A 16863-nucleotide genomic window follows, 5' to 3' on the forward strand; every position below is an offset into this window, starting at 1 on the left:
GGAATGGCCAATCGTTGAGCTGGCAAAAACTGGTGTCAAAAAAAATAACCACAGCGGAGCGGGTCACTTCGCCGGCATGGCTGCAATGGGTTTCAAGGGCAGGGAAAAATAAAAAGTGGCACCTTTTCCCGGTGTGCTCTTTACCTTCAGCTCACCCTGGTGGTGCCGGATGATCTGGCGGGTGATGGAGAGCCCCAGGCCGGTTCCCGGCGGGCGTCCGCGGGTCGGATCCATCACCTGCTGAAACTTGTCGAAAATCTGTTTCTGGTCGGTTTCACTGATGCCGATGCCGTTGTCCTTGACCGAAACCGTCAGCCGGTCGGCGGCATATTCCAGTCGGATGTCGATCTGCCCCCGGTCCGGATCACAGAACTTTACGGCATTGGAGATCAGATTCACCATGGCTTGGATCAACTGGTCACGATCGCCATCGATGAGTCGTGATGATTCTGGCAGATTCACCTGCATGCGTATTCGCTTGTCTGCCACCAGTTGGCCGGTGGCGCTGACTGCATCTTGCACCACGTCCTTGAGATCCAGCGAGGTTATCGCCCAACGCATGCGGCCCGATTCCAACTTCTGGAAATCGAGGACCTGGGTGATGAGTCGGGTCAGCCGCTGCGTTTCACGGATGATAATGCTGGAAAATTCCCGTTGACGGTCCGGGGTCGTGTCCGGGTAGTCGTGGAGAATCTCGGCAAGAGAACGGATGGCCGTCAGCGGGGTCCGAAGCTCGTGGGAAACTGTTGAAATAAATTCGTCTTTCAGCCGATCCAACTCTTGAAGACGCTGGTTGGCCGCCCGCAGTTCAGCCGATGCCCGTTCCAGTTCGCGGCTGTAGATGATCGCCTGACGGGTTTCATTCAGGATATCCATCACTTCTTCGATGCCAAGCGGCTCCTCCTTGACCACGGAAGCGACCATTACCCTTGCGGATGCCGAGCCGATGGCCCCGGCAAGCAGTTTTTCGATGTGATTGATCAGTCCGGGATCCCGGGTGAGGGACTGGTCCCAATTGATGCCGTAGTTCATGGCGTAGTTGTCCAGCGCCGCTTCGGTTCGCTCCCTCCCTAAAAAGCGCTCCAGCATGGAGACGAGGTCGGGAAGGTAGGCGGTCCCGCGCCAGACGGATGAGTCATGAACCCTGCCCACATAGCGATAGACATCCACGAACATGGCCGCTTGGGTGTGCTCCATGGCCGAGGGGCGGCTGAACAGGGATCCGGCCACGTAGCAGCCCACGTTGGCCAGCATGCTCCAAAACACCGCATGCGTGATGCGGTCGAATACATCCAGGCCAAACAGTTCGAACGGCTTCAGAGAATCGATGCCAAAGGGGCCGTGCTCCAAGAAGTCCTGGGGAATCAGGCCTGCGCCTGCCAGGGAAGGCAGGAACAGGGTATAACACCATACCAGAAAACCGGCCACCAGGCCCAACAAAGCACCGGTTCGGGTGCCGCCTTTCCAGAAAATACCGATCAGCAGGGCCGGGGCAAATTGAGCTACCGCGGTAAAGGAGGTTAGACCAATCGACACCAGGGTGTAATATTCCCCGGCATAGTGAAAATAGGCGTAACCCATGAGCAGCACCAAGATGATTCCCAGCCGTCGAATGGATAACAGGATGCTGCTCAAGTCCTCGCGCTGGGCCAGCTTCAGAGATGGCATGTGAAGCAGCAGCGGCATTACCAGATCGTTGCAAATCATGGTGGACAGGGCCACGGTCTCCACGATGACCATGCCGGTCGCCGCCGACATGCCTCCGATAAACACCAGCAGGGTCAGAAATACCTGCTTGTTGGCCATAGGAAGCGTCAAGACGAACATGTCCGCGTCAAGACCGCTGGAGCCGAAAGAGAGCATGCCGGCAAAGGCCACCGGCAGGACGAAGATGTTGATGGCCAACAGGTAAAGGGGGAAAAGCCAGATGGCCTTGTTCAAATGGTCTTCGTTGACATTTTCTACGACCATGACCTGGAACTGACGGGGAAGAAAGACGATGGCCATCATCGACAGGAAAATGTGGGCGAACCAACTGGAGAATGCACCGGCATCCTTGGGCAGGGTCATTAAAAGACGAAGCTCGGGAGATACCAGGGCTTTTTGGCTCAGTTCGTCGAAACCGTTGTAAATGAAAAAGGTGATAAATGTTCCCACCGCCAGAAAGGCCACCAGTTTTACGATGGATTCAAAGGCAATCGCCGCCACTAGGCCTTCGTGGCGTTCGGTGGCCTCGAGGTTCCTGGTGCCGAAAAGCGTGGCGAAAACCGCCAGGAACAGGGCCACATAAAAGGTGGTGTCGCTCCACACCCCGATGCCGCCTGGAGATGACAACGGCTTTAGCGACGGGTATTGATGGATTAGAAGGAAGCTGGAGGATATGGCCTTGAGCTGGAGCGAGATGTAGGGAATGATGCCCAGCACGGCGATGACAGTCACCACGCCCCCCAGCGTCATGCTCTTTCCGTACCGGGAGCCGATGAAGTCGGCAATGGAGGTAATCCGGTGAATCTTTGAAATGCGGACGATCTTTTTCAAAACCAGCCAGCCGAGCGTGACCATCAACGTGGGTCCCAGATAAATGGTCAGAAAGGCCGGGCCGGCGGAGGCGGCTCGCCCGACACTGCCGTAAAAGGTCCATGCGGTGCAGTATACGGCGAGGGAGAGCGCATAAATATAGGGGTTGCTGATGATGCTCCGGCCGATGTCGGCGCGCTTGTCGCCATAATAAGCGATGGCGAACAAGACACCGATGTAGCACAGGGATACGAAGATGACGGTTTCCGTCGCCAGCATGGAAACTCCCGCTATTCGCTGTGATCCGTAAAGGGTGTGTCCGGCTTGGAACGGCTGATCATCAGTATCAGGAATATGATCAGCGACCAGGCGGTGAACAGGTAAAGGTATAGGACAGGAATGCCAAAAGCCAGCATCGGTCGGTTGAACAGATGGAGCAAAGGATAGTTGAACAGCAACAAGCCCAGCAAGAAAAGCCCCACCAGTCGTCTGCCGTTGATCTTGTCGCGGGTCATGGGTCAGCCCCTTTCAACCGGCAACGCCGATTGCGTTGCGCCGCTTTTACGTTTTTTTATCGAGATCGGGAAGGCGGGTTTATCCTACCACTGGCAATATGGAATGTCCAGCCGGTGAGCGATGGAGAAAAGGCGCTGTGCATATGGATGTAATCGTTTTAGGAAATAGGGCGCCATCCGTTTTTCAGTTTTCTGCCATCCAGGATCGAGTCCCTGATCCACGTCCGCGTTCATCTATCCTCCAGGATCAGACCGGCTGGCAACGCTTCGCCGAAAACCGCATTTTGTTCCTTCTGCCGCCGAGAAGCGTGCTGGGTGATGCGCACCAGCGGTTCGGGAAAATCGCCGGCTGAAGTGATCCAGTGGATAATCCTGTCGCGGGTCTCCGGCTGAATATCGCGCAACGGGTCGCCTGTTTTTCGGCACAACTGGGAAAGCATCTCCACGACGGGTTTGGGGTTTTTCCAGTTTAGCGGGAGAATGGCAGCGACCCAGTCGGCGACTTCGGTCGGCGGGATCACCCGGTCAATGGAACCGTAGAGCAGGTCGCGGGCGCCGATCCGGGACAGTGCCCACAACAGCTGAGGTTGGGGTTTTCTTGCTTTGAACTGGGCGACAAGCTGGCGTCCAAGGATGATCTTGTCCTTGACATGCAGGCGCTCCATGTTGGCCGTGGCCATCCACATTTCCATGAATTCCTGGCGGGGAATTCGCGAACCCTTCTTCACGACCAGGGACGGAGAGATGTCTTGGAAAAACTGACGCTGCTGGCCCGGATTGAGACCGGCGGCCACCCGTCGCCACATGATCCACCATTCGGCGCGCACTTGCGGGGCGTTGGCGTGGATCGGTCCTTTTTTATATACTTTCCAAAGCTTTTTGACGCGATGGGGATCAAAACCTTCTCCCATTCCCGGCCTGAGGCAATACCCCAGCAGGTTCATCCAGCGGCTTTCGTATTCGGCAGACGCCTTTCTATCGGCGGCGCTATCGAGCAGGGTGTCGGCCAGATCCCGCAGCAGGCTCAAGGGCCACTTGTCCCGGGGGCAGCCAAGGGCGTCGGCGATCTCAGACATCAAGCGAGGCAGTCGAGATTTATCGCGGCCGGCAGCAAACGCCGATAGAACGACCTGTTGCGCCAGTTCTACCCGGGATGCTTCGAAAATTTCCCTTTCGGCCACCTCCTCGGATGTGACGGTTCCCCTGAGCTGAAAACGAAGCTGCCATCGGTGAGGCGAGGTCAAGGACTGGCACCAGATCTCAAGGGAGCCAACCTCGGTATAGCTCGCTTCCAGTCTGACGGGAATCTCGGATTGAATGCCTTTGTCGCCAAATTGAATGACGGTATTCAACGACGGCAGAGCGGTCAGGGTGTCGTCGACGTCCACCCGGTCTCCGCAATGGTCGCCGGATCGAAAACTGGAGCTGAACAGATCAAATGCTACCGGTTGGTTGGCCAGCACCTTGAACACATGGTCGGGGAGGGCGATGGCGCTGCCCTCTTCGAGTCCACGTTCCACCAGGCACACCGCCTGAGTTGCACCGGCACTGTCGTTCGGACCACCGGTAGCCACGCCCACATAATAACTGCGAGGACTTCCGCTGCCGACCCGCACACCGATGCCTGCCTTGACCATCCCGTAGTAGGCCGCACCCAGGGAGACAGCGAGGTCCATCTCCCGGTTGTCAAGACACACGGGGCCGGCGTCGCGGGAAAACCGATTGCGCACAGCCTCCTGGATGCGTTCCTGGAGCACCCGCGCCTTCAGCGACCCGCCATTGAAAAGGATCAGGTCGGGGCAGGGATCAACGGTTCCGATGGCGGCTTTTACATCCGCCTGATGGCGGTCCAGAAAACGAACCAGGTGGCCGGTGATGGCGGTGTCCGCTTCATAGGGCAGCCCCCAAGATGCGTTTCCTTCAAGTGAATCCGTATGGCTGCAGGACCCGGAAAGCGGAAAGAACTGTTCCAGAACGATCGCTTCGATCTCCCGGCGGTTGATCTGGCCGGTCAGGGTGCCGGCAATCAGGCTTGATCCCCCACCCATCAGGGTAACCCGGCCGCTGTCAGCAATACCGTCCAGAATATTTTCCTTGATCCGGCGGCACTGGTGGCAGAGGGTTTTCCAGGCATCCCTATCCATGGTGGACGGTGATTTTCCCAGACGGCGGGCCATGCTGCGGGCGATGGCAAAATCCATGTTGTCACCTCCCAGAATCAGATGATCACCGACTGCAATTCGTTCGAATCGCGGACTGCCGTCTGCCATGCGCAGGGAGATGAGGGTAAAGTCCGTGGTGCCACCACCCACGTCGCAAACCAGGATGAGTTGATTGGTGGACACATGTCCGGGCCAATCTTTTTCGTGACGCATCAACCAGTTATAGAAGGCGGCCAATGGTTCTTCCAGCAGAATGACATCCGGAAGGCCTGCCATGCGGGCGGCTTCAAGGGTCATGTCCCTGGCCACCTCGTCGAAAGAGGCGGGTATGGTGACGACCACCACCTGGTTTTCCAGATAACCGTCCTCATCATCCCCCATGGCCACGTTCCACGCTTTGCGGATATGTTTGAGATAGGCGGCCGAAGCCTGGATCGGCGAGACCTTGAACACCTCGTCACCGGCGCCCCATGGCAGTATCCGGGCTTGAGTATCGACGCTTTTGTTGCACAGCCAGCTTTTGGCTGAAGAGACCAGCCGCGCCGGTACCTTGCCGCCATGGTCGCGGGCAAATACGCCCACGAAATTCCGGTCATCCCGGCTGCGCTGATCGATGGTCCATGGGGCAGTCATATCCTGGTCGGCGATGTCGTATTCACCGGGAATGTATAAGAATGAAGGCAGAACGGAATGGGGGGCGAATTCACCCGGGCCGGTCAACTGGTGGACCCGGAATGTTTGGATGACGGGCCTGTCGGTATCGCCATTGCCCAGTTCCGCATAGGCGACCGAATTGTTGGTGGTGCCCAGATCGATGCCGATGACAAAACGACTTTCCGAAGTCAAAAAGATCCCCCTTGAAGTATGGTCATGGTGCCGGAGGTCATAGAGGCCCAGCCGACGTGGTCATCGTTGACCGCCACGCGATGAAGGTAATTTTTTCGGAATTGGCTTGAAAGCGGCTACTGGATCTCGACCTCTGCAGGAGCGATGAGTTTCGGGTTTTCCGCCTCCGACAGTTTCGGCAGTGAAATAGAGCGCAACTGCCAGCCCCGGTGGCGTAAAATACCCGAAAAAGGCGGCTGCCCAACCACGTTTCCCACCAGCTTGACCGCATGCCGATCGAATCCGGCAGCGATTTCGACGGTCTCCCCTTCGGCACGCTTCATGACCGGTTCCGGTGAAAGATAGCGCTCAACGGTTTTCTTGCAGTTTTCATGGATGCTGCGCACCGCAGCCCCGATCTGGCTGTCTTCATGAAGGGAGAGATCCTCTTGAAGAAAATCCATCAAGCGCCCCTCACGCTGGAGCACGGAAAAAAGGTGCACGAAAAGCCGCTGTTCATGTTTGTGACGTTGCTTTCGATCCGCATCGGATTCCTGGGTGTTCGTGGATGCCGGCTTTTGGGTCTGTGGCAAGTCGGAGTGGCGTTCGGTTAATTTAACCAGGATCTCTTTTTGAAACAGCCATTGCAGAATGCCGAATAGGATCAGGAAAACATACAACCACACATACTCCATCACGTTCAATGGTGTGCCCACGTCCCGGGAGCGCCAGTAGAAACAGGCGATGATGCCAAACAGAAGCGTTGAGAAAAAAATTGATTGGAAGAAGGAACGCAAAGCAAAGGACTTCAACATTTTAACCTGTTTCATGGGTCGGCTGCCTGTCAGGTTGCTGATTATTGGGAAATGTTTTGGCCGCGCAAGTAATCACCGGCGGCCCTTTCAAGACAATCGTGTACCGGGTTTTGCCTTGTGGAGGTTAATCAGTTATGCTAATCATAAAGGCATAAAGATCAAGTGACGCATTCCGGTTTGAACGGGCCCTAAAAAAAGGCGCTGCCGGCAAATGACGGACCGAATCATATCGCTGACAACCATGGCAAACAAATACAGACATCGCTTTGACTTTGATATCGGCTACCTGGTGAAAAGCCCGTGCCGGGAGTGTATTGAACGCTACCTTTTTCCCGATTGCATGGACAGCTGCATTTCCCTTGACAAGATCCGCACGGTGCTTGCCAACAGTGTCAACTGTTCACGGTCTTATTCGTCTGTGGAGTCCCACGCCATCTTTCAGGAGCCCAGAGACGACAATTAAAAGGGCTTCCTTCGCCTTTGCCGCCTCACCCGTTCACCTTCGACGAAACCATTCCCTGTCGGTTGAAAATCTTTTTGTCGGCTTTCGAGCGTCTGACCTGCGGTTATTGAGCGGTAAATCGATAAAGCACGGCCCCCCAGGTGACACCAGCGCCCAGTCCCAGGAACATGACCGTGCTGCCGGTGCCGACAATGCCTTTTTCGATGGCCTCATCCAGTGCCAATGGAATGCTGGCGGCCGTAGTGTTGCCATAACGCTGAATGTTGTTATAGACCTTGGACTCCGGGAGATCCAAGGCCTTGGCGAATGCCTGATTGATCCGCAGATTGGCCTGATGGGGGATGAACAGATCGACCGCTGCCAGAGGGATGTCCGCTTTCTCAAGGGCCTCTCCAACCACCTCGGGAAGCCGTCGAACGGCGGTCTTGAAAATATTCCTGCCATCCATGGTTGGAAAATGCTTTCCCTCCTTGATCATCTTTTCATCGAGCCGTGGATTTTCACGTGACGCAGGCGCGAAGGTCATCAGGCTTTCGGCCAGAGAGCCGTCTGCATGCAGACACGAGGAAAGCACCCCCTCCTGGATGCCCGTCTCCACGCCCTCCAGACAGACTGCCGCGGCGCCGTCTCCGAATATAACGGCTACATCGCGACCCCTGGTTGAAATATCGAGCCCGGTACTGTGCACTTCGGCGCCCACCACAAGCACCCGCTCGGCCAGGTTGCTGCGAATGTAGGCGTCGGCAGTGGCCACCCCGTACAGAAAGCCGGTACACTGTTGGCGGATGTCCAGTGCCGGAGTGGACGTGAGGCCAAGCTTATGGGCCAGCAGGCAGCCGGAACCGGGAAAAAAAAGATCCGGACTCAGCGTGGCGAAAATAATCAGATCGATCTCTTCAGGCTTCCATCCGGCGCGATCCATGGCGATTGTTGACGCTTCCAGGCCCAGGTCGGAGGCACCGACGCCCCCCGTTTCGGGGACCCAGTAACGCTGTTCAATGCCAGTGCGCTGGGTAATCCATTCATTGGATGTATCCATCCGCTGCGCTAAGTCGTCATTGGTGACGAGACGGGCGGGCACATGCCGACCGGTTCCTTTGATGATGGTTTTTTTCATGCTTTCTCACTCCTTAGATTCAATCCAACCCATTTGTACATCGGTCTTTACTCGCAATGCACATGCGGCTGAAATATAACCCCGGTTAGAATAATGATCAAGAAATTTATCTGGTTATATCGCTGTGAGCTGCTTTTACATCGTATTGGATAGGGTAGAGGCAACCGGTACATGAAATGCGGGAATGTCGGGAAATGGGTTGAGAGGTTGTTTGTGAATGAACAGAAAACAGATAAAATCCTTAAGTTTGTTGCGCATTCGACGATATCTACGTTGAGACCGAAGAACCACGTCGCATCCGGGGGAAATCCATAAAAAACCAAGTGGTCAGACGACTGCCGGGTTTGATCAATCACACACCGATAACGCGTGCTGGTACATGATGGAAAAGAAAAAAGAACTGTCACAAAAAAAAGACCAATCAACAACGACGGGTAACCATGTGACGGATGTCGATAGTCAGGATAGTAGCAGCCACGACGGTTCAGCTGACCTGAATGAAGACGAACTGGCTGCATTCAATGCAATCATGGGTGATATTGACCGTCAGGAAGAAAAACAATTGGATGGCACGCCCCAAGATACCGGGACTGAAGCTAATGACCCACAGGATTCGTCCGAAAAAATACCGGCAGCGCTTGATCGAGCGATCGAAACCATCAGCAGCGAAAAACCAACCGACGTTGAGTTGCCTGATTCCATCGATGTAGAGGCGAGGGCTACTGAAGAGAGTGATGAGGAAAGCCTGGACGAGGACCAGCAAAGGGCTTTTGAACGTATCATGGCCCAGATTGAGAGCGGTGAGTTGGCTGATACCGGTTCAGTAAAAGAGGCGGACGAAGACCCCGAATCGGAAGCGCCCGAAGATTTTGCCGCCCAGCTGGAAAAGGTGGCAACAGCGGCCGATGCGGACGCTGATAAACGACCGGCAGGCGCGCAAGGCGATGAGCCAATCGATGACGATGGGCTGGACCCGGATCAGCAACAGGCCCTCGAAAGCATCATGGCTCAGATTCAAGGCGGTGGCGAAGCGGATGACATCATCGGTTCGGAAAAGGAAACGGACGAAGCACCTGAATCGGTAGACGCGGATAATTCTTCTGCCGAGTTGGAAAAAGTGATTCAGGAATCAGTCGCTGCCGAAGACAATGAAGGTACAGACACTGACGACGGGCTCAACGTCGACCAGCAGCGCGCCTTTGAGAGCATCATGGCCCAGATTGAAGGCGGAGACAAGAATCCAGCGGAGCCTGTATCTGACAAAGCGATGTCAGCAGATACCTATTCAAGCCAATCACCCGAGGATCAAGCGCAACAGCCAGCCGAGCCGACCAATGAAAAAAGCGATGATGGGTCGCCCAATAGCCCTCATGATATCGAAGAAATTTTGACGGAGATCGCTGCAAGCGACGATGAGTCCCATCCGCCGGAAGCCGATTCGAATCAAGCAGGCTTTCAAAAAACCGCAGTCGATGCTTCAGAAAAGAGGCGGGTCGATGAAGATGCTGCGTTCGATGACAAAGCAGACAGCGACTTAGCGCACGCAGACCATCACCATACCGCAGCAACGGCCGGGTGGAACGGAGCAACTGGCCAACCGGATGAAAGCCTCCGCGCAAAGGGCTCTTCGGAGGACCCGCCATCTGAAAAAAAACCAACACCCGTCCGTTTGGTTGACCCCCAGAGACCGGAACCCCTGCGCGAAGCGTCGAAAACTGCGGTCGGCAGGCAAAAGAAAGTCCTCCTGGCATCGGTTGTTGCCTTTCTTTTTCTGGCTCTGGCTGGTTATTTTTACGGGGTTCCCCGAAACCTGCGCTCATCGATGCCCGTTGCACCGGATGCGGGCAACCGTATCCCGGAGACCGCTGACGACGTTCAGCCGGCCGTTCAGATGCAGAAGGCGCAGGCGGTCGTCGACGACCCATCCGACCGATCACGTCTGAAAACGGCCTCCGAAAATCTGGACCGGCTGCGAAACCAACTTATTGACAAGCAGGCGGAGATCGGTGAACTGCGCGCCTATTACCAGGCCGGAATCGATGCGGAAATCCAAGCAATCGCCGATAGGGTCGGGACCACAGGTAAGGGCACGATCTCATTTAAATCGGCGACAGCGGATCCGAGCATCAGTCTGGGGCTTTCGGCGATTCAACGGCGAGACACCTATATCAAGAAACTGGAAACCCCGGTCAGTATCCTCGCAGGGAGCAGTGAAGAGCTATTGTTTTTCTCACGCAAAGCGGCATTGCTGGCCCTGATGGTCGCCAAGACCAGCGATATTGACATCGACGGTTTCATCCAGCAGGCGGATGAAGTCAGAAACAGGCATGGCAGTGAACTGGCCCGGTTGAACATCGACGCTGTTCCGGCATCACCGCGGACGTTGGAGTCCATCTGGCTGGACGTGAAAAAGCACCTGCCAACAACAGCGAAAAAGACCGACAACAATAGCGATAGCCAGGGCAGCGATACGGACAACACAACCATATGGAAAGATATCTGTGATGGTGATTTTTCCCAGAAACACAGGTTGACCGCACTGTCGCCCGAGGCCGCACGCTGTCTGACCACATGGAAAGGCAAAGATCTGTTCCTCAACGCGTTGACCGACCTGTCACCGGAAGCAGCCCGTCATCTTTCTGAATGGCAAGGGGATTGGCTGGGTTTGAACGGTCTAACGGATCTGTCTCCGGAGGCCGCCGTTCACCTGTCCCGCTGGAAAGGCAAAGGACTCTCCCTGAACAGCCTTTCGCGTCTTTCACCCCGGGTGGTGGCCATCCTTTCAGACTGGCAGGGAGATCAGATCGAACTGATCAATGTGAAACACATGGCTCACTGGGAAAATCCCAAGACCCGGTTGTTCCTTTCCGAGGATCTCAAACGCAAACTCAACGCCACAGGAAAATAGACCGTGAAACCATCCATGATCATGTATCGATCGATTATGTCTGTCATCGTTCTGGTCTCGCTGGTATTGCCTTCGACCGTAGCGGCCAGTAACAAAGCGCATCTGCTGCGTCAGACCATGGCGGACATCGCTTTGCTCAACAGCCAGATGGCCCAGAGAAAGTCGGACGCTGACGGAATCCGGGACGCGCTGTCGGCGCAATTGGAAACCATCGAAGCAGAGGTGCGGCGTGAGTGGCAGGAAAAAGGAATCAATACCGAAGCAGACGCCTTGAATAATCCGAGGATCCGGTACGATTTGATGCTGATGGCCGAAATTCAGGCATACGTCTACCGGTACACGCAAAAGATCGGCTACTACCGGGTGGCCTGCGACCGGCTCAGTTATCTGTATCAGCAGGCTGACGATGACCTAAAAATCGTCAGCACCCTTTCCGATATGAAAATCGACGCACTCATTTCCCAGGCCGAAAAGATCCTGGACGATTACCTTTCCGAAGCCCAGACCATCGTCATCCAGCCCGATCAACTGATCATCCAGGCGCCGGAAAAAATATGGGAAGCCCTCAGATCGCGTAAATAATCGACCACGCCTGATCCGGGTCAACCCACGGACGGCATCAAGGCCCAGCGGATGACCGGGTTTTTGACTTCAGGCACGCGATCAAGGCAAAGAATGCCGCTGTTCTGCAGCTTGAATACGGTCCGGTCCGGGTCGCCGCAAACCAGCAGACCGACCAACCGCTCCAGAAAGGGCAGGTGGCCGACCAGCATGACGTTCTTGTCCAGTGCGAGGCTGGCTGCGAAGGCGGGAACGTCATCCAATGGATTCATGCCGCTGCGAGACGCCAGGCCATCTGCAGGTGACAGCTGCGAGGCCAGGACCTCGGCGGTTTCCCTGGCCCTTTTTTTCCCGCTGTGAACGATTCGTGAAACCTTCACGCGGTAGCCTCTGGCCACACCGGCGATTCGTTCGGTTTCCATTTTACCTTCGGCTGACAGCCCCTTTTCCGGATCCTCGGTTTTGGGAAGGCTTTTTCCGTGTTGAACCAGATATAACGCCATGGTGACACCTCGATCGTTTCGTATTCTATTCTTAATATCCGTGTGTTTGGGTCAGAACTTGTTTAGACCATCAGATTCATCAATTTATCGTGAAGCACCTCGTAGGAATAGAATTTTTCGGCAAGCGCATAGTTGGTTTCCACCATCCTTTGGCGAAGCTCTTCGTCTTCGAGCAATGCGCGGGTTTGATCAACCGCTTCATCGGTCACATATCCGTCTATTTCAACGGCTGCGAATCCCTTGGGTTTGATGTCGAAGGTATAGATCGAGTAACGGTTGACAAGAATCGGCTTGCGAAAATAGACTGCTTCTAAAAAGGCGTTGCCGAAGCCCTCGATCGTGGAGGGATAGGTGATAAAATCGGCATGGTGGTAGATGTCGTTCAGCGTGTAGATCTTACGACCGTCGGCGGTCATGCCCCGACTGTCATTGATGATGTCCGAGACGAAAAGCGTGTTTACCTGCATGCGGCGGGAATAGTCGATGATGCGCTGTTCGTAATCGTGTCCTTCGTCTCCGGAGGCGTGTGAGATAACCAGTCGGGCGTTCATCCCCAGCCGGCTGACCAACTCGATAGCATTTTCGATACCCTTTCGTTTAACCACCCGGGTAGGCTGAAGGATCAAGCGCTCGTCCTCAGCCAGACCCAAGGCCTGTCGGACATCACTGGCATAGTCGTCCGGCGGCAGGGGCGGATTCTTGAAATCCATGACGTTGGGGATAATGGTGCCTGAAATACCGGTTCGAAGGGAAAGTTGATTGTCGGCCGAGGAACTGATCACCACATGACGGATGGGCGGCAGGTGGGGAGGGAAGGCCATGTTGAGATAATCCCAGACTGAATTGGCCTTGAACTGTTGCCGCTCCCAGAAAAAATCGTGGTGATGGGCGATGGTCGGCAGGCCCGTCTCCGCGATGACTTCGGTTATGGCCAGCCCCAAGGGGATGTTCAGGGGGATGGTCAGCGAATTTTCGGGCACCAGCAGATCGATATTGAACCTGGCGATGAAAGCGTAAAGGCTGTCTTTCAGCTGTTCCTTGACCTGATAAATCTGGGTGGTCAATTGCCGGTCTCGAACACCGTTGGCAGTGGCGCCGAAGGCGGTGTTGAAGATCGCTCGGATTTCCGGTTCCATGAAGTGGGCCTTGGGAACCAGGAAGGACCGCGCCGGGTCTCGATCCAGTTCACCGGCGATATAGAAACAATGAAACCCCTCTTTTTCAAACACCCGAGCCCATTTTTCTGTCTCCAGGGAGACACCGTCGGTTCCGGCGAACCGGGTGGATATGAATCCGATGTTATGAACCTTGTCAAATGGGATATACATCGCCATACCTGTACGTATAGGTGGGGAAAAGGACGATCAGGGGCAAAGGATCCGGTCACGCGTAACGGTTAAAAGTTAAAAGAACATCATTAAACCGAAGATGTCAACGGCTTAATCCCGCAGGTTGTCGAGAAAGATCGTTATCTTGGACACTCCAATGGAATCGATTCTAAAACGAATTTACGGGAGAGAGAAGGGCGCTGTCGCACTGGAACGATTATCGGCCGTGCTGAATGATTTTTCACCCGAGTTTACAGCCGACGGCATGACGGGTTTCAGCGAGAAAGACGTCATGCTCATTACCTACGGCGATTCCCTGCAAAATAAAGGTGAACTGCCGCTTCAAACCCTGCATCGCTTTGCCGGCAGGTATTTCAAGGATGTGTTCTCCGGCATCCATATCCTGCCTTTTTTTCCCTATTCGTCCGACGACGGATTCAGTGTCATGGACTTTCAGAAGGTCAGATCCGACCTGGGCGGTTGGAAAGATATACAGGCAATCGGCCGCGATTTCAATCTGATGGTGGATCTCGTGGCCAATCACGTGTCTGCAAAAAGCCGGTGGTTCCAATCCTATCTGAATGCGGAGAGCGGATTCAGAAAGCTTGCCATCGAGGTCGATCCAGCAACGGACTTGTCGCTCGTGACCCGGCCCCGGACGCTGCCTCTGCTGACCGCTTACACGAAACGTTCGGGTCGCCGAGTGCATGTCTGGACGACATTCAGCGCCGATCAGATCGACCTCAATTACCAGAGCCTGGGCGTGCTGGAGAACATGGTGCGGACCCTGCTCTTCTACGTTGCCAGAAGCGCCCGCATCATCCGGTTGGACGCCATCGCCTACTTGTGGAAACAGGTTGGCACACCTTGCATCCATCTGCCGCAGACCCACGACATGGTCCGGCTGTTTCGCAGGATTCTGGATCTGACGGCACCCGGGGTGACGATTGTCACCGAGACCAACGTGCCCCACGCTGAAAATATCAGCTATTTCGGCAATGGCGCCGACGAGGCCCAGATGGTCTATAATTTTTCCTTGCCGCCGTTGCTGCTCTATTCACTATCCACCGGCAACGCCCGCATTTTCTCCGATTGGGCCCGGGACCTGGCAACGCCCTCGGAACGAACGATGTTTTTCAATTTCACCGCATCCCATGACGGCATCGGCGTGCGACCCCTGGAAGGGATATTGCCATCTACCCAGATCGCATGGTTGGCCGAACGTGTCCGCCTCAACGGCGGTCAGGTTTCCGAAAGGTGCAATCCGGATGGGTCGAAGAGCCCCTATGAGTTGAATATTACCTATCTGGACGCGCTGAAAGACCCCTCTGCGCCAGATGACCCGCTGCACATTCCCAGATTTCTGGCATCCCAGGCGGTGACCATGGCCCTTGCCGGCGTCCCGGCCGTATACATTCACAGCATACTGGGATCCCAGAACTGGACGGAGGGTGTGCGCTTGACAGGGCGGGCCCGGACGATCAACCGGGCGAAATTGTCGGTTGAAACGGTTCACGCGGAACTGGCCGACTCCGACAGCGTTCGGGCACGTATTTTTTATCCCTGCCTTGAGATGATCGGCATCCGCGCCGGTCAGCCGGCCTTCCATCCCGCCGCGCGCATGCAGGTCCTCACTTTAGACCATCGGGTATTCGCCGTAAAACGCGTTTGTCCGCAACAGACCCTTTTTGCCGTGACCAACTTTTCGGCTGCCGCCCTGACTGTGAAACTTGAGATCGAAAACACGTCGCCCCCCCTGATTGATCTCCTCGGTGGCGGGCGGTTTAACAATGGGGCGGTTGCTCTCAACGCCTACCAAACCGTGTGGTTGACTCACCGGCCATTTAACCGTTGACCCCATAAATGGTGGCCATCAGATTCTCCAACCGGCGCCGCAGGGTGGCATAGCCATAGTGACGGGCGGCCACCGCGTAATTGTGAACGGTCATCTGCTTTCGCAGCTCCGGGTTTTCGATCACGTCCCTGACTTTGTGGACGTTCTTTCTGGTCAGAAAACCATCCATGACGATCAGATCGAAGCCCTTGGGTTCAATATCCCTCACGAAGATGGCATAGCGGTTGATCAGAAGGGGTTTATGGTAATAAACCGCCTCCAGAAAGGCGTTGCCAAACCCTTCGTAAAGGCTGGGGTAGGTGATGAAATCGGCATGCGCGTAAAGTTCCCAGAGTGACGGGCGGTCTGGTCGGTCGGCCGTGCGGGTGCTGATCAAGCGAAGGTCCACCCCGCGCTCGCGGGCGTGGTCCGCGAGCCATTCGGCGTATTCATAGCCCTCGTCGCCGGCTTCGTGGGAGATCAGGAGCTTGAAACGCGAATCTCGAAGTTGGTGGACCAGATCGATGGCGTGTTCGATCCCTTTGCGCTGAACGATACGCGTCGGCTGAAGAATCAGGTAATCTTCAGGGGTCAGGCCGATCCGCTGTCTGAATGCATGGGTATCCATTTGGTCGGTTGCTGGCGGATTTTCAAAATCGAGTACATTGGGAATGATGGTCGAAGCGATGCCCGTGCGCAGGGCGAGTTCCTCCTGGGCTGCTGAATTGATGACCACGTGTTCGATATTCGGCAGGTTGGGCGGAAATGCCATGCGCAGGAAATCCCCCACGGCATTGACCGAAAAGCGGGTTCGCTCCCAGAAGAAGTCGTGGTGGTGAGCCACGGTGGGAATCTGGGTCTCGGCGATGAATTCGGTCATTGCCAGCCCCAGCGGCAGGTGCATGGGGATGGTCAACAGGTTCTGCGCCACGAGCATGTCGAGACTGAACCGTTGGCTGAACGCGTAAAGCCGCTCTTTCAGATACGCACGAAGATCGTGGATTGCCTGGGTGGTTTCAGGGCTCCGCCGGTTCCTGCCGAATATCTGCACATCGATGGCTTGATTCGTCTTGTGCAGGAAAAAGGCTTCGGGAACCTTGACGCTCCGCTCGGGGTCACGATCCAGTTCCCCGGCAAACCAGAAGCAGCGATGTCCGCTGTTCTCTAAAACTTCCGACCATTTGGCCGCTTCCAGGGACACCCCGTCGGTTCCTGCGAAGCGGGTGGATACGAAACCGATACGTTTACCCATCATGCCTCCTTTTGAGACATCCACCGGCGGTTGACAAAGCGCCCCGGTTACTCAACAATGACG

At 55.5% G+C, this 16863-nt stretch carries 12 protein-coding genes; 4 read left to right on the top strand and 8 right to left on the bottom strand.

The window, feature by feature from the left end:
• Positions 1-63: 63 nt before the first annotated feature.
• The 4 genes from ACZCED_RS01750 to ACZCED_RS01765 form a co-directional block, all read right to left on the bottom strand.
• Positions 64-2796 (bottom strand): ATP-binding protein, encoded by a 2733-nt coding sequence (locus tag ACZCED_RS01750; protein ID WP_462967984.1) that lies wholly within the window; start codon positions 2794-2796, stop codon positions 64-66.
• 11 nt (positions 2797-2807) lie between these two features.
• Complete coding sequence (locus ACZCED_RS01755) at positions 2808-3032, bottom strand: hypothetical protein (RefSeq protein ID WP_462967985.1); 225 nt, start codon at positions 3030-3032, stop codon at positions 2808-2810.
• A gap of 230 nt (positions 3033-3262) precedes the next feature.
• Positions 3263-6040, bottom strand: coding sequence for an Hsp70 family protein (locus tag ACZCED_RS01760; RefSeq protein WP_464860080.1), 2778 nt, complete (start codon positions 6038-6040; stop codon positions 3263-3265).
• A 116-nt stretch (positions 6041-6156) separates the two neighbouring features.
• The gene (locus ACZCED_RS01765) at positions 6157-6849 is read right to left on the bottom strand and encodes a DUF2760 domain-containing protein (protein WP_462967987.1); all 693 of its coding nucleotides are present in this window, start codon (positions 6847-6849) and stop codon (positions 6157-6159) included.
• A 196-nt stretch (positions 6850-7045) separates the two neighbouring features.
• Between ACZCED_RS01765 and ACZCED_RS01770 the strand changes: the two genes are divergently transcribed.
• The gene (locus ACZCED_RS01770; RefSeq protein ID WP_462967988.1) at positions 7046-7297 is read left to right on the top strand and encodes a hypothetical protein; all 252 of its coding nucleotides are present in this window, start codon (positions 7046-7048) and stop codon (positions 7295-7297) included.
• A gap of 103 nt (positions 7298-7400) precedes the next feature.
• On the opposite strand, the gene ACZCED_RS01775 is transcribed toward ACZCED_RS01770, so the two are convergent.
• Positions 7401-8414: a 3-oxoacyl-ACP synthase III family protein gene (locus ACZCED_RS01775; RefSeq protein WP_464860081.1), complete on the bottom strand. Its 1014-nt coding sequence runs from the start codon at positions 8412-8414 to the stop codon at positions 7401-7403.
• A gap of 379 nt (positions 8415-8793) precedes the next feature.
• Between ACZCED_RS01775 and ACZCED_RS01780 the strand changes: the two genes are divergently transcribed.
• Both ACZCED_RS01780 and ACZCED_RS01785 read left to right on the top strand, forming a co-directional pair.
• Positions 8794-11322, top strand: a complete 2529-nt coding sequence (locus ACZCED_RS01780) for a hypothetical protein (RefSeq protein ID WP_464860082.1) — start codon at positions 8794-8796, stop codon at positions 11320-11322.
• Between the two features lie 3 nt (positions 11323-11325).
• Positions 11326-11904, top strand: a complete 579-nt coding sequence (locus ACZCED_RS01785) for a hypothetical protein (RefSeq protein ID WP_462967991.1) — start codon at positions 11326-11328, stop codon at positions 11902-11904.
• Between the two features lie 20 nt (positions 11905-11924).
• On the opposite strand, the gene sixA is transcribed toward ACZCED_RS01785, so the two are convergent.
• A complete protein-coding gene (sixA, locus tag ACZCED_RS01790; protein WP_462967992.1) occupies positions 11925-12386 on the bottom strand; it encodes a phosphohistidine phosphatase SixA in 462 nt (153 codons plus the stop codon).
• Positions 12387-12448: 62 nt separating this feature from the next.
• Positions 12449-13714 carry a glycosyltransferase gene (locus ACZCED_RS01795; protein WP_464860083.1) on the bottom strand — a complete coding sequence of 422 codons (1266 nt, stop codon included), beginning with the start codon at positions 13712-13714 and terminating at the stop codon, positions 12449-12451.
• A 157-nt stretch (positions 13715-13871) separates the two neighbouring features.
• Between ACZCED_RS01795 and ACZCED_RS01800 the strand changes: the two genes are divergently transcribed.
• Complete coding sequence (locus ACZCED_RS01800) at positions 13872-15569, top strand: sugar phosphorylase (protein ID WP_462967994.1); 1698 nt, start codon at positions 13872-13874, stop codon at positions 15567-15569.
• On the opposite strand, the gene ACZCED_RS01805 is transcribed toward ACZCED_RS01800, so the two are convergent.
• Positions 15559-16800: a glycosyltransferase gene (locus ACZCED_RS01805; protein ID WP_462967995.1), complete on the bottom strand. Its 1242-nt coding sequence runs from the start codon at positions 16798-16800 to the stop codon at positions 15559-15561. The genes ACZCED_RS01800 and ACZCED_RS01805 overlap by 11 nt on opposite strands.
• Positions 16801-16863 lie beyond the last annotated feature (63 nt).

It is taken from the genome of Desulfosarcina sp. (assembly GCF_055467485.1).

Bases quoted from the DNA above. Each gene is read 5' to 3' on its own strand.
- ACZCED_RS01750 (WP_462967984.1), bottom strand. From the start codon at position 2,796: ATGCTGGCGACGGAAACCGTCATCTTCGTATCCCTGTGCTACATCGGT.
- ACZCED_RS01755 (WP_462967985.1), bottom strand. From the start codon at position 3,032: ATGACCCGCGACAAGATCAACGGCAGACGACTGGTGGGGCTTTTCTTG.
- ACZCED_RS01765 (WP_462967987.1), bottom strand. From the start codon at position 6,849: ATGAAACAGGTTAAAATGTTGAAGTCCTTTGCTTTGCGTTCCTTCTTC.
- ACZCED_RS01770 (WP_462967988.1), top strand. From the start codon at position 7,046: ATGACGGACCGAATCATATCGCTGACAACCATGGCAAACAAATACAGA.
- ACZCED_RS01775 (WP_464860081.1), bottom strand. From the start codon at position 8,414: ATGAAAAAAACCATCATCAAAGGAACCGGTCGGCATGTGCCCGCCCGT.
- ACZCED_RS01780 (WP_464860082.1), top strand. From the start codon at position 8,794: ATGATGGAAAAGAAAAAAGAACTGTCACAAAAAAAAGACCAATCAACA.
- sixA (WP_462967992.1), bottom strand. From the start codon at position 12,386: ATGGCGTTATATCTGGTTCAACACGGAAAAAGCCTTCCCAAAACCGAG.
- ACZCED_RS01795 (WP_464860083.1), bottom strand. From the start codon at position 13,714: ATGTATATCCCATTTGACAAGGTTCATAACATCGGATTCATATCCACC.
- ACZCED_RS01800 (WP_462967994.1), top strand. From the start codon at position 13,872: ATGGAATCGATTCTAAAACGAATTTACGGGAGAGAGAAGGGCGCTGTC.
- ACZCED_RS01805 (WP_462967995.1), bottom strand. From the start codon at position 16,800: ATGGGTAAACGTATCGGTTTCGTATCCACCCGCTTCGCAGGAACCGAC.